The organism is Kribbella albertanoniae (assembly GCF_004348455.1).
Lineage (GTDB): Bacteria > Actinomycetota > Actinomycetes > Propionibacteriales > Kribbellaceae > Kribbella > Kribbella albertanoniae.
Genome location: NZ_SMKA01000274.1, coordinates 1 through 12,451, shown reverse-complemented (window position 1 = coordinate 12,451; position 12,451 = coordinate 1). Strand labels below are relative to the sequence as shown.

Here is a 12,451-nt window from a genome sequence, read left to right as displayed (position 1 = left end):
GGTGGGACGGGCCTGCGTTGGCTGACCTGCGGGGGTTTCCGTTCGGTGCGGCTGAGGGGCAGCGGTTGGACGAGTTTCAGCTTGAGTTGACTGTGTGCCGGCTTCGGGCAGAGCTGGAGTCCGGTATGCCGGTGGTGGATGAGTTGAGGCGGCTGGGTCGGGAGTATCCGGTGGATGAGGCGGCCGGGTGTCTACTCGCGTTGGCGCTCTATCGCACGGGTCGTCAGGCGGAAGCGATAACGGTTCTCAGTAGCCTCAGAGAGAACTTGGCGGCGGAGCTTGGGGTGCGCCCGCGGGCGAGCACGGTTGAGCTGGAGGTGCAGATCCTGCGGCAGGATCCTGGTTTGCTCCCGCCGTCGCTGCCGGTCGCAAGGACAGCATCGGTGCCTACAGCAACCGAGTTGCCGTTCGTACCAGGTTCGGCCAGCAGCTTGGTGGGCCGCGACGACGAACTGGAGCAGCTGCTGAGTCGGGTGGCGGAACCGGTTCTGCTGACCTTGGTCGGTGTGGCGGGTAGTGGGAAATCGCGGCTGGCGGTCGAGGTGGTCCGTGCGATCGCGAACCGGCCGACCTTCTTCGTTGAGCTGGCTCCTTTGCGCGGTGATGGCTCGGTTGCCGCCGCAGTGGCTGGCGTGACGGGTGCCGACTGGGAAGACGGCCGTCCGTTGGGTGCCATTGCGGAGAAAGCGGATGGGTCCGTCCTCGTGATCGACAACGCCGAGCACCTCGTCGATCAGGTGAGCGATGTGGTGTCCGGACTCCGCGGCCTGGCTCCGGACCTGACCGTGCTCGTCACGTCGCAACGGCCGCTCCAGCTGAGTGACGAAGAGCTGTATCCGGTGGATCCGCTGCCGATGGAGGCCGCGGTCTGCCTGTTCACCGAACGGGCCGCGCCGGGCTCGGTCCGCGCCGACGAGGCGCCCGACGTACTGGCGATCTGTACGGCGGTTGACGGGTTGCCGCTGGGGGTCGAACTGGCTGCCGGTCTCACCCGCACGCTCACCGTTCCGCAGTTGGCGTCGCGGATCACCGATCGGTTGCGTCTGCAGATGGCCGGCCGGCGTGATGGCGGTGCGCGGCATGCCACATTACGGGCGGCTCTGGACTGGGGATACGAGCTTCTCGATCCGCAGGAGCAGGCCGTACTGCGTCGGGTCGGGGTGTTCGCCGGTGGGTTCGAGCTGGAGGCCGCCGAGTACGTCGTACCGCGCGGTGTGGTGGCAGCTGTGGATGTCGCTCCCGTGCTGGTGAACCTGGTCGACCGGAGCCTGGTGACAGTTGTTGCCGACGGCAATGATGGACGCCGGTTCGCCTTGCTGGAGACGGTTCGTGACTACGCACTGACCCAATTGGAGGCGACCGATGAAGGTGACACTGCTCGGTCTCGGCAGCTGGGGTGGTGTTTGGCTCATACCAAGGAGCTGACGCGACGCGGCCAGGCCATGTCGTTCGACACGATCGGCTCGATCTTCGCCGAGTGGCCGAACCTGCGGGCCGCCCTGGAGTTCGCTCCGGGCACCCCGTACGTCGCTGATGGGCTGCGGCTGATGCTCGCGCTGAAGGTGGCGTTCGCGGGCCGCCGCTGGTTCCGCGAAGGCCGTCGTCATTTCGCGGCGCTGATCGATGCGCCAGGGGTCGAGCCGGCCGAACGCGCCGAGGCGCTCTGCCGCAGCGCGAGCTACGCGGTCGAGATGGGAGATCACGCGGACGCGGCGGAACTGCTCGGCCGAGCGGCCGACATCGCGGCCGCCGTCGGCGATGCCGAGCTCGACCTGACGGTTCGGTTCTACCAGGGCCGGAACGAGGTCCATCGCGGCCGGGTGACGAACGCGATCGCCATCTTCCGGGCGGGCGAGGAGGAGGCCCGCAACCTGGGATTGGAGAGTCGCGCGGCGTCGTTCTACAGCGCATTGGGTGCGGCGCTCGGGATGGCCGGCGATGCCCAAGGTGCGCTGGACCTGCTCACCAAGGATCTGGAGTACCTGCGGAGGGAAGGCCAAGAGGCGTGGTTCGCGATCGCGCTGCACGACATCGCCGCCGCGCTCGCCGATCTCGGCCGGACCGACGAGGCACTGCAGACCCTCGACGAATCCGACTCCTACGCTCACCGGCTGGAAGACAGGGACAGCCTGCCTCGCAACCAGATCCTCCGGGCCGCCGTCGCTCGGCGCCTGGACGAGCTCGACGAAGCCGAGGCATTGCTGCGCGACGCCCTGACCTATCCCGAGGTCACCTCGGACGTCTACCTCGACCTCGCCGAGGTGCTGATCGCCAAAGGAGAAACCACCGAGGCGAAAACGCACCTCGACAAGGCCTACGCCTCAACCTACGAGGGCGGAGTCATGTGGCTCGCGGCCCGAGCCGTCTCGGCAGCCATGGCCCTCGCCCTCGGCGAGCCCGGCGAGGCGCGCAAACTAGCCGAAGAGACCGCGATCCTGTACGCCGACGTCGGCTTCGGCCAAGTCCCGTACGTCGCCCTTCTGAGCAAGGTCCGCACAAGCGATTGATCGGTGCGGTCTGGTGTGGTGGGTTCATGATCATCCTGGCGCCTCGGTGGCGGCCGGTTGCGATGATTTTCACACTGGTTGGTGCAGGGCGGCGATGATGCCGTCGGCGAGGCCGCCTTGCCAGCAGGTGTAGTCGTGGCCACCGCAGTACTCGCGGAAGGAGACGGCGTGGCCGGCTGTCTGGAGGACGTCGTGGAAGCGGTGGTTGGCTTTGAGGAGATCGCCTTCCTCGCTGCCCGCCTCCAGGAAGAACTTGGTCAGGAAGAACTTGGTTGACCGCGCGATGGGTGCTTCGTAGGCAGCGATGACTGCCGCACCGGAGATTCCGCCGACGTCGTCACCCGGCCACCACAAGGCCGCTGACTGGCCGATCACCCAGCCGACCTGATCTGGCGCGACGGCGGCGACATGCGCAGCGGCCAATCCACCAAGGCTTTGGCCGGCGAGGACGGTCCGAGTCGGGTCGTCGGTGGCGGGGTGGGCGGTGCGCAGGTACGGCAACAGGTCACCGAGAACGAAGGCCACGAACTGATCGGGGTGGGTCAGGCTGCGGATCCGCTCCGGCCCGCGTTCGGCGGAACCGTTGATCGATTCGATCAGAACGGCAACGAACGGCGGTACGGCGTGATCGGCGACCAGGTTCGCGAAGGTGGTGCTGATGTCAGCGCGTAGCCAGGATGCCCCGTCGAAGGAGATCACGAGTGGTAGATCAGTGGGCGGTCGATCGGTGTCCGGGGTCCAGACATGGATGACCGAAGCACCCAATTCCACGCGGGTGAGCGATCCCCGCCGTACACCGGGTCGTTTGGCAACCCATGGCTGCGGCAAGGCGGCCGGAAGTTCGAGGATCGAGGCCGGTCCGGGATTGCCCCACACCGTGCCCGGTGGCAGGTGCGCCGGCGAGTTCGGGTCCGGCACCCCGGCCGCAAGGACCCGCAGCCATTGATCCCCTTCAGGGTTCGACCCCCGGAGCGAAAAATCACGAACAGGACAGAGCTGGTACGCCGTTCGTAGGTCGGAAGGCAGAGTCGACGTCCAGGTCCAGGTGCCGGCGGATCCGGGGTGCATCAGGAAGGGGGTGAGATCCCCGGCCTCCTGAGCGTCGTCGGTCAAGGCAACCGTTCTGACGAGGACGTCCAGAGCAGGGTGCGACGGGTCGGTCTCGGTCCAGCGCAGGGTGACTTCGTGACCAGGGATGAGGTTCTCCAGAGGTGGCATACCTCGTCGTAACATGAGACTGGCTGTTTCATCCATCGGATCGGCAGGGGTGGCAATGGATCGCAGATTCCTCGCTGTCGCCACCGAACTGCTGGACGAGGAAGGCTGGAGCGCGCTGAGTCTCGACCGCATCGCTGAGCGGGCCGGCGTCTCGCGCGCGACGGTTTGGCGGGCCGGGATCACCCGTACCAGCGTCGAACGGCTGCTGCGACTGAGGCTGGTCGCTGACTACCAAGAGCTGATGGGACAGACGACCGGCTCGGGTCTTGATCGCCTCATCCTGGCGCTCCGCGCACTCTGCGAGGTGGCCGAGCGGAATCTGCCGCTGCTGGCACACACCGACCTTGCGTTTCACGGGCCTGACCTGGAGGCGATCGGCGTCGAATTCGACTACTTCGCGCCCTGGCTCCAGATCCTCGCGCAAGCCGCCGCTGACGGTAGCTTGGCACCCGTCGACGACCCGCCACGATTCATCGTCGCCTTGACCGATTCCCTGATCCTTACCTACGTCCACCTACGCGCCCACCATGGCGACTACGGCTGGGACGCCGACCGCACAGCCGACCATCTGATCGACCTACTTACCCACGGCTTCGCTCCGCGGCCGCCCTGATCTTCGGCCGGCAACCGGACGCGGAATGTCCGGAATGGTGGGTACCGTGCCGATTATGGCTATCGCGATGTATCCCAGTTTTGTGATGGATTGTCCGGACCCGGCGGTGCTGGCGAGGTTCTACGGCGAGCTGCTCGGGTGGACGGTCAAGGCTGACGAGACCTGGGGAGAGATTCGCCCCGAGGATGGCAGCAACGTCATCTGCTTCCAGCCGGTGAAGGACTTCAAGGCTCCGGTCTGGCCGAGTCAGGACGTGCCGCAGCAGATGCACCTCGACGTGATGGTGCAGGACCTCGATGCGGCCGAGCCCGAAGTGCTGAAGCTCGGCGCCACGAAACCTGAACACCAGCCAGGTACGACGTTCCGCGTGTTCCTGGATCCGGCCGGGCACCCGTTCTGTCTCTGCGTCGACTAGGTCAGGACGCGAAGCCGACGGAACATCTCGCGTCGGACGCTGCGATACCCGATCTCGAGGGCTCGGTGGCCATCCAGTGGAAGCCTTGTGTCGTGCTGGGCGATTCGGCAGCCTGGGGGAGTACCTCCCACCATCCAGCAGGAGGGCGCATGGGATTCGGGCAGCGGCTACTCGGCAGTCGCCACGGCCATGCCGAGGACGGCAGCGGTGGTCAGATCGAGCACGCACGCCGCTACGAGTGGTGGGCGGCTGTCGGCTTCGCCGGTCAGCGACCACGCGTGTACGACGGACTTGTCCGCCTGAGCGGTGCTCGGCCTGGTGACCGGGTTCTCGATGTGGGGTGCGGCACCGGGTATCTCACCGGACGGGCCGCCCGCGTGGTCGGTGTGTCCGGGCAGGTCGAGGGTATCGATCCGTCGCCGGAGGTGGTTGCCTATGCCAACGATCGTGCGGCACCGAATACGGCGTACCGGCTGGCCGGCGCGGAGCGGTTGCCGTACGAGGACGGGACCTTCGACGTGGTCCTGTCCAGCCTCGCGGTCCACCACGTCCCGACCGCGCAGCGCAGCGACGCGTTTGCCGAGATGTACCGGGTGCTCAAGCCGGGCGGCAGCTTGCTTGTTGCTGACTTCCGTCCGCCGTCGAACCGGTTCCTGAACCTCATCATCGGTGGGCTCAGCGGTCACGCGATGCAGCACAACCCGATCGACCAACTGCCGGTGCTCGCCGCCGATGCCGGGTTCGAGATCGTCGGCACCGGTAATCGGCGCCCGATGCTCTCCTTCGTCCGCGCACAGAAGCCGCACAAGCCTCACACGTCCCGCGAGGACTGAACCCTCAGACGCGTTCGGCGAACTGCCAAACTCGGTTCAGCGCATCATCGGTCAGTACGTCGGCCGGCGGGCCCTCGCTCAACAGTTGACCGTCGTGCAGCAGCAGGCAATGGTCGGTACGGCGGGCTGCCGCCAGGTCATGGGTTGCCTGGACCACGGTGACACCGTTCGTGGTCACCTCATCGAGTACCTCGGTGATCGCCTGCCGGGCGGACGCGTCGAGGCCGGTGGTCGGTTCGTCAAGCAGGAGCAGGTCAGCTTCCTGCGCCAGACCTTGTGCCACCAGGGCACGTTGCCGCTGTCCTCCTGACAGCTCACCCAGCTGCCGACCGGCGAGATCGGCGATCCCCAGCCGCTCCATCCAGGAGTCGACCACCGACCGGTCGTGCGCGGTCAGACGCCGCCACAGTCCGCGTTCTGCCCAGCGGCCCATCGACACGGTCTCCCGGACGGTGAGCGGGAAAGTATCGGCGATAGCGCTGCGCTGTACGACGAAAGCCGGTCGGCCCTTGGTGCGATGAACGATCGTGCCGGCCGTCGCCGGGATCACGCCGGAGAGCACCCCGAGCAGCGTGGATTTCCCGGATCCGTTGGCCCCGACCACCGCCGTCGTACCGAACGCCGGGATCTGGGCAGCGAAGCCGGACAGGACCAGCCGGCCCGGGTACCCAGCCGCCACCGCGCTGAGTGTGACCTGTGACGCTGCCATGAGACTCCTTTTGAATTGATAATCATTTTCATTATAGGGTCCTCGGCATGGACTGGTTGACTGCACCCTTCGAGGTGACATTCGTTCAGCGGGCCCTGTGGGGCGGCATCCTGGTGTCGCTGATCTGTGCACTCGCCGGCACCTGGGTCGTCCTGCGGGGGATGGCTTTTCTCGGCGACGCGATGGCCCACGGCATGCTTCCGGGCGTCGCGCTGGCCTCACTTTTGGGCGGGAATCTGCTGATCGGCGCTGCCCTCAGCGCGACTGCGATGGCGCTCGGCGTCACGGCGGCAGCGCGTACGGCGCGGCTGTCGCAGGACACCGGGATCGGCCTGCTGTTCGTCGGAATGCTCTCGCTGGGCGTGATCATCGTCTCGAGATCGCAGTCCTTCGCCGTCGACCTGACCGGCTTCCTGTTCGGCGACGTGCTCGCCGTACGGAACACGCACCTGACGCAGCTCGCCGTCGCGCTGGTCCTGGCCCTCATCGTGTCCGTGGTCGGACATCGGGCCTTCGTTGCACTCGCGTTCGATGAACGCAAAGCCGAGACCCTCGGCCTGCATCCGCGGCTCGCGCAGATCGCCTTGCTGGGACTGCTCACCCTCGCGATCGTCGCGTCGTTCCACGTGGTCGGGACGCTGCTCGTCTTCGGTCTGCTGATCGCACCGCCGGCGGCGGCCCTGCCGTGGGCCCGGCGAATTCCCTTGATCATGGTCGGCGCCGCCTGCTTCGGCATCAGCGCGACCTTCCTCGGCCTACTGCTGTCCTGGCACCTGGCCACCGCGGCCGGCGCGACCATCGCCGCCGTCGCCGTACTGCAGTTCCTGCTGTCGACCATCGCCGCGAGCATCCGCAATCGCCTGCGGACGGAACCGTTGGTTGGCCATCGATTGGAATACGGACACCCGTCATGAGACTCAAAACCATCTCTGTCGTCCTCACCGCCGTTCTACTCGCGACCGGCTGCCAGCGCGGCAGCGACGCCAAGGCAGAAGCACCCCATGGGTACGTCGAAGGTGCCGAGGAAACTGCCGAACAGCAGTCGCGTCTGGTGCTCGCGGATGCCGGCACCGGCGCCGTACAAATCCTCGACCTGATCACCGAAAAGGTGAGCCCGGCAGGGAAGGTCGGCAACGTTCGCGAGCTGGCCACCGACGGCAGATTCGCCTTCCTGGGCAGCGATACCGGCGCGCATGTCGTCGACAGCGGCGCTTGGATGGTGGACCACGGAGACCACGTGCACTATTACCGCGCGAAGATCCGCACGGCCGGCGATATTCAAGGCAAGCGGCCGCGGCACATCCACAGCGACCCGGCGATCACTGCGGTCAGCTTCCAGGACGGAAGCGTCCGTGTGTACGACCGAACCAAGCTGGAGGCCGGCGCCGTCGACGAAGGCCGATCGCTCGGCAGCGGTACGCAGCCCGTTCCCGTTATCCCTTACCAGGAACACCTCCTGGTTCCCGGGACCGGTAGCCGACAGGACGTCGTCGAGGTTCGGGACCGCCATGGCGCGGTGAAGGCGTCGCTCGAACAAACCTGCCCGCAGGTCCGCGGCGAGGCGGTCACCCGACGCGGCGTGGTCTTCGGCTGCTCCGATGGCGCGCTGCTCGTCACCGCAAAGGACGGCAAGTTCACCGGCGAGAAGATCCCGTACGGCGGTCCGGTGGCCGACCGCGATCGGCCGACCGACTTCCGGCACCGAGTCGGCAGCACCACGCTCACGGCCAAGGCCGGCAGCAACGCGGTCTGGGTTCTCGATGTCACCAAGCGGAGCTGGAAGCGCGTGCAGACCGGACCTGTCATTGCCGTGAACACCGCGGGCGAGGGTGCGCCACTACTCGCGCTCACGGCGAACGGCGTACTGAAGGGTTATGACGTGGCGACCGGAAAGCAGACCGCAGCCACCAAGCCGCTGTCGGGCCCGGGCCGGAAGGTCGGCCCGCAGGCCGTGATCGAAGTCGACACCAGCCGTGCGTACGTGAACGACTCCGCGGCCCGCAAGGTCTACGAGATCGACTACAACGACGACCTCCGGCTGGCCCGGACCTTCCCCCTCGACTTCGCGCCGAGCCTGATGGTGGAGACCGGACGATGAGACGCCGTACGATCGCGGTTTTCGCTGCATTGAGCTGTGTGCTGGTGGGCCTGACGGCTTGCGGGCCCGGTGGGTCCGGGCGTCCCAGCGTGGTCGTCACCACGAACATCCTGGGCGACATCACCCGCAACATCGTCGGCGATCAGGCCGAGGTCACCGTGCTGATGGAGGCGAACGCCGATCCGCACTCGTTCGGGGTCTCGGCGCAGCAGGCGGCCAGGCTCGAGCAGGCCGATCTCGTTGTGTACAACGGACTTGGGCTCGAGGAGAACGTGCTGCGGCATGTCGAGGCGGCGGGGGAGTCCGGTGTCGCGACCTTCGCGGCCGGCGACGCCGTCGACCCGATCGCCTACACGTCGGGCGACACGGCCGGCAAGCCCGATCCGCACTTCTGGACTGATCCGGACCGCATGGCCAAGGCGGTCGGCCTGCTCGCCGACCAGGTCGTGAAGAACGTCGACGGCGTTGACGAGACCACGATCCGGGCGAATGCGGACCGCTACCGGACCGAGCTGCAGGAACTCACCACCTGGATGGAGAAGAGCTTCGCCCGGATCCCGGCCGGCCAACGCAACCTGGTGACCAACCACCACGTCTTCGGCTACCTGTCGCAGCGCTTCGGGTTCAAGGTCATCGGCGCCGTCATCCCCAGCGGTACGACGCTCGCCTCGCCCAGCGCGTCCGATCTCCGATCGCTCGTGACAGCGATCGAACAGGCCGGCGTCCGCGCGATCTTCGCCGACTCCTCCCAGCCCGACCGGCTCGCCCAGGTCCTCAAACGCGAGAGCAAGGTCGAGGTGAAGGTCGTTCCGCTGTTCTCGGAATCCCTCACCGAGCCGGACCAAGGCGCTGCCACCTATCTGCAGATGATGCGCGCCAACACCACAGCGATCTCCGACGGCCTGTCCGTCGCCCCCTGATACCGCTCGAACAACAAGGAAAGGCCCCATGAAGAAGAACCCACTTCGGCCCCGCCCGCTGACCGGAATTGCCGCCGTACTGACCGCCTCCATCGCTCTCACGGCCTGCGGCTCGGACGCGAAATCAGCCGGTACGCCGAGCAATGCGGCGAGCGCCGTCAAGGATCCGATCGTGACGACGTACGACGGTGGTCTCTACGTCCTGGACGGTGAGTCGCTGAAGGTTGCCAAGGACATCCCACTGGACGGATTTCTCCGGATCAACCCGGCCGGCAACGACCGTCACCTGATGGTCTCCACCGGGACCGGCTTCCGGGTCCTGGATGCGTTGAGCCCGGAGCTGACCTCGGTCGAGTTCAAGGGATCCAAGCCGGGACACGTGGTCCGGCACGCCGGCCGGACGGTGCTCTTCGCCGACGGCACCGGCGAGGTCACGATCCTCGACTCGAAGACGGTCGGCGATGCCAAGGCCGCCACCCGGACCTACAAGTCCGCTACGCCGCACCACGGTGTCGCGATCGAGCTGGAGAACGGTGAGCTGGTCACGACGCTGGGGACTGAGGAGAAGCGGGTCGGCATCGTCGTACTGGACAAGGACCGCAAGGAGATCGCTCGCAACGAGAGCTGCCCCGGCGTCCACGGTGAGGCGACTGCCAAGGACGAGGTCGTGGTCATTGGCTGCCAGGACGGCGTACTGATCTACAAGGGTGGCGTGATCACCAAGGTGAAGAGCCCCACCGAGTACGGGCGGATCGGCAACCAGGCCGGGTCCGACACCTCCCGGATCGTGCTGGGCGACTACAAGAAGGACGCCGACGCGGAGCTCGAGCGTCCCGAGCAGATCTCGCTGATCAACACCGAGACCGGCACGCTGAAGCTGGTCGGGATCGGCACCAGCTACACGTTCCGTTCGCTGGGTCGTGGCCCGCAGGGTGAGGCTCTGGTGCTGGGCACCAACGGCAAGATCCACGTGATCGACCCCGAGGCGGGCAAGGTCACCAAGACCATTCCGGTGATCGAGAAGAAGTGGACGGAGCCGCTGGAATGGCAGGAGGCCCGGCCGGCGCTCTTCGTCCGTGGCGGGACCGCGTTCGTCTCCGACCCGGCGACGAAGAACCTGCACGCGGTCGACATCGCGTCCGGGAAGGTGCTCGTCACGTCACCGTTGCCGAAGGCCCCTAACGAGCTCAGCGGTATTCAGCACTGACCTTGCAGTAAACCTACTCTAGTGAAAGCGATCCCGATGGTGCCCGAACTGAGCTCGCCGCCTTCTCCTGTACGTCGTCCTCGCGGCGAGCCGGTTCCGGTCACCGTGCTGTCCGGTTTCCTCGGGGCGGGGAAGACCACCTTGCTGAATCACGTGCTTGCCAACCGGGAGGGCCGGCGGGTCGCGGTGATCGTCAACGACATGAGCGAGGTGAACATCGACGCCGCCCTGATCGCCGGTCAGGGACGGCTCGACCGGACCGAGGAGCGCCTGGTCGAGCTGACCAACGGCTGCATCTGCTGCACGCTCCGCGAGGACCTGCTGGCGAGTGTGGCGGAGCTGGCCGCGGACGGCCGCTTCGACTCGATCCTGATCGAGTCCACCGGCATCTCGGAACCGATGCCGGTGGCCGCGACCTTCGAGTGGGAGTTCGAGGACGGCAGCAGCCTGTCCGACCAGGCCCGGCTCGACACGATGGTGACCGTTGTCGACGCCAGCGGGTTCCTGCGGGAGCTGGCGGTTGGTGATCGGTTGATCGAGCGCGGCCTGGCAACTGCGCCGGAGGACGAGCGCAGCATCTCGGATCTGCTGGTTGATCAGGTCGAGTTCGCTGACGTTCTCGTGATCAGCAAGGCGGATCTGGTGTCGGCCGACGAACTTGGCCGGCTGGAAGGGGTGCTGCGCAAGTTCAACCCGTCGGCCCGGCTGATCTACGGCCGGTACGGCGACATCCCGATCGCCGAGGTGCTCGACACCCATCGGTACGACCCGGTGATGGCGGCTCAGTCGCCGGGCTGGATCGCTGAGCTGGAAGGCGGTCACACTCCAGAGACCGAGGAGTACGGGATCCGGTCGGTTACCTATCGGTCGTCGCGGCCGTTTCATCCGGAACGCCTGATGGACGCGCTCGCGGACTGGGAGGGAGTGCTGCGCAGCAAGGGATTCTGCTGGATCGCCAGCAGGCCCGACGTACTGGCCGTCTGGTCGCAGGCCGGGCCGAACCTCACCATCGAGCCTGGGCAGAAGCTTGCTCCGGACGAAGCGCCCGGTCAGGAGCTCGTGTTCATCGGCGTCGACCTCGACCTGGAGGAACCGGCCCGGCGACTCGGCCCTGCCTTGCTGACCGACGTCGAGCTCGCCCTGGGCCCGGCTGGCTGGGCGGGTTTCGAGGACCCGCTGCCGGACTGGGAGCTCGACGACCACGCCGGCCATCAGCATTAATCGATTGACCGAGCTGCAGGGGTGCTGATCTGCTGGGGGCAGGTGCGCCGGACCAGCCGGCGCGGACCGGAAGGAGGAAGCCATGTCTGTTCTGTCCAGCAGCTTCGCTCTGAAAGGTTCTTCGGTTTGGTATTCGCACGTTCGTTCAGCTGTGAGCATTGCGGCGTAGAAGTCTCGCTCGACGCTCCCGGCACCACCCATCGCAACCACTGCCCCAGCTGCCTGTGGTCCCGCCACCTGGACCGCAACGTCCCGGGCGACCGCAAGGCCGACTGCGCCGGCGGCATGGAACCGATCGCAGTCACAGTCCGCGGCGAAGGCCGCTGGGTCCTCATCCACAGATGCACCAACTGCGGCCGCCTCCGCCTCAACAAAACAGCAGGCGACGACAACGTCCTGCTGCTGATGCGCCTCGCCGCCCTACCCCTCACCATGCCCTTCCTCCCCTTCGCCCCCGAACCGGACCCAGAGCCCAACGGCCACACCCCTACCCGCAAGCCAAGAGCCCGCAAAGCCAAGACCTAACAGCCGCCCGCCCCCGCGAGTGGGTCGGTGGCGATCATCGGAGTCGTGCTGCCGAATAGAGCCTGTAGCGAAATGGCGTTTTGCCGGCCGGGGCATCGAATCTGTCGGGCTGGTCGGGCTGGGTGGCCCCGGGGTCAGGTTGCTGGGTGGAGGGTGTGGTTGTGGAGTTTGAGGAGGTTGACCAC

12 protein-coding genes and 1 pseudogene are annotated in these 12,451 nt (G+C 66.7%); 11 read left to right on the top strand and 2 right to left on the bottom strand.

Features of this window, described 5'->3' with window-relative positions:
- Positions 1 to 317 (top strand): annotated as a pseudogene (locus tag E1261_RS47190) (BTAD domain-containing putative transcriptional regulator); the annotation flags it as partial.
- 66 nt (positions 318 to 383) lie between these two features.
- Entirely contained in the window at positions 384 to 2,507 is a 2,124-nt protein-coding gene (locus E1261_RS37090; RefSeq protein ID WP_238176664.1) for a winged helix-turn-helix domain-containing protein, read from the top strand.
- A 69-nt stretch (positions 2,508 to 2,576) separates the two neighbouring features.
- On the opposite strand, the gene E1261_RS37085 is transcribed toward E1261_RS37090, so the two are convergent.
- Complete coding sequence (locus E1261_RS37085; RefSeq protein WP_165952771.1) at positions 2,577 to 3,725, bottom strand: alpha/beta hydrolase-fold protein; 1,149 nt, start codon at positions 3,723 to 3,725, stop codon at positions 2,577 to 2,579.
- A 55-nt stretch (positions 3,726 to 3,780) separates the two neighbouring features.
- Between E1261_RS37085 and E1261_RS37080 the strand changes: the two genes are divergently transcribed.
- The 3 genes from E1261_RS37080 (at position 3,781) to E1261_RS37070 (ending at position 5,586) form a co-directional block, all read left to right on the top strand.
- Complete coding sequence (locus E1261_RS37080) at positions 3,781 to 4,338, top strand: TetR/AcrR family transcriptional regulator (RefSeq protein WP_165952770.1); 558 nt, start codon at positions 3,781 to 3,783, stop codon at positions 4,336 to 4,338.
- A 55-nt stretch (positions 4,339 to 4,393) separates the two neighbouring features.
- A complete protein-coding gene (locus E1261_RS37075) occupies positions 4,394 to 4,753 on the top strand; it encodes a VOC family protein (RefSeq protein WP_132414417.1) in 360 nt (119 codons plus the stop codon).
- Positions 4,754 to 4,902: 149 nt separating this feature from the next.
- Positions 4,903 to 5,586, top strand: coding sequence for a class I SAM-dependent methyltransferase (locus E1261_RS37070; RefSeq protein ID WP_132414416.1), 684 nt, complete (start codon positions 4,903 to 4,905; stop codon positions 5,584 to 5,586).
- Between the two features lie 4 nt (positions 5,587 to 5,590).
- Here the strand turns inward: E1261_RS37070 and aztA are convergent, their stop codons facing one another.
- Positions 5,591 to 6,295, bottom strand: coding sequence for a zinc ABC transporter ATP-binding protein AztA (aztA, locus tag E1261_RS37065; RefSeq protein ID WP_132414415.1), 705 nt, complete (start codon positions 6,293 to 6,295; stop codon positions 5,591 to 5,593).
- A 47-nt stretch (positions 6,296 to 6,342) separates the two neighbouring features.
- Between aztA and aztB the strand changes: the two genes are divergently transcribed.
- The 6 genes from aztB (at position 6,343) to E1261_RS37035 (ending at position 12,266) form a co-directional block, all read left to right on the top strand.
- Positions 6,343 to 7,209: a zinc ABC transporter permease AztB gene (gene aztB, locus E1261_RS37060; RefSeq protein WP_132414414.1), complete on the top strand. Its 867-nt coding sequence runs from the start codon at positions 6,343 to 6,345 to the stop codon at positions 7,207 to 7,209.
- On the top strand, positions 7,206 to 8,393 hold the full coding sequence (locus tag E1261_RS37055; protein ID WP_132414413.1) for a hypothetical protein: 1,188 nt from the start codon (positions 7,206 to 7,208) through the stop codon (positions 8,391 to 8,393). Before aztB ends, E1261_RS37055 begins: the two co-directional genes overlap by 4 nt.
- Entirely contained in the window at positions 8,390 to 9,313 is a 924-nt protein-coding gene (aztC, locus tag E1261_RS37050) for a zinc ABC transporter substrate-binding protein AztC (RefSeq protein WP_132414412.1), read from the top strand. Before E1261_RS37055 ends, aztC begins: the two co-directional genes overlap by 4 nt.
- Before the next feature lie 28 nt (positions 9,314 to 9,341).
- Positions 9,342 to 10,520, top strand: a complete 1,179-nt coding sequence (gene aztD, locus E1261_RS37045; RefSeq protein WP_132414411.1) for a zinc metallochaperone AztD — start codon at positions 9,342 to 9,344, stop codon at positions 10,518 to 10,520.
- Positions 10,521 to 10,556: 36 nt separating this feature from the next.
- Positions 10,557 to 11,741: a GTP-binding protein gene (locus E1261_RS37040; protein ID WP_132414410.1), complete on the top strand. Its 1,185-nt coding sequence runs from the start codon at positions 10,557 to 10,559 to the stop codon at positions 11,739 to 11,741.
- 126 nt (positions 11,742 to 11,867) lie between these two features.
- Entirely contained in the window at positions 11,868 to 12,266 is a 399-nt protein-coding gene (locus E1261_RS37035; protein ID WP_132414409.1) for an RNHCP domain-containing protein, read from the top strand.
- Positions 12,267 to 12,451: the final 185 nt, after the last annotated feature.

Bases quoted from the DNA above. Each gene is read 5' to 3' on its own strand.
- aztB (WP_132414414.1), top strand. From the start codon at position 6,343: ATGGACTGGTTGACTGCACCCTTCGAGGTGACATTCGTTCAGCGGGCC.
- E1261_RS37055 (WP_132414413.1), top strand. From the start codon at position 7,206: ATGAGACTCAAAACCATCTCTGTCGTCCTCACCGCCGTTCTACTCGCG.
- E1261_RS37040 (WP_132414410.1), top strand. From the start codon at position 10,557: ATGGTGCCCGAACTGAGCTCGCCGCCTTCTCCTGTACGTCGTCCTCGC.
- aztA (WP_132414415.1), bottom strand. From the start codon at position 6,295: ATGGCAGCGTCACAGGTCACACTCAGCGCGGTGGCGGCTGGGTACCCG.
- E1261_RS37075 (WP_132414417.1), top strand. From the start codon at position 4,394: ATGGCTATCGCGATGTATCCCAGTTTTGTGATGGATTGTCCGGACCCG.
- E1261_RS37080 (WP_165952770.1), top strand. From the start codon at position 3,781: ATGGATCGCAGATTCCTCGCTGTCGCCACCGAACTGCTGGACGAGGAA.
- aztC (WP_132414412.1), top strand. From the start codon at position 8,390: ATGAGACGCCGTACGATCGCGGTTTTCGCTGCATTGAGCTGTGTGCTG.
- E1261_RS37070 (WP_132414416.1), top strand. From the start codon at position 4,903: ATGGGATTCGGGCAGCGGCTACTCGGCAGTCGCCACGGCCATGCCGAG.
- aztD (WP_132414411.1), top strand. From the start codon at position 9,342: ATGAAGAAGAACCCACTTCGGCCCCGCCCGCTGACCGGAATTGCCGCC.
- E1261_RS37085 (WP_165952771.1), bottom strand. From the start codon at position 3,725: ATGCCACCTCTGGAGAACCTCATCCCTGGTCACGAAGTCACCCTGCGC.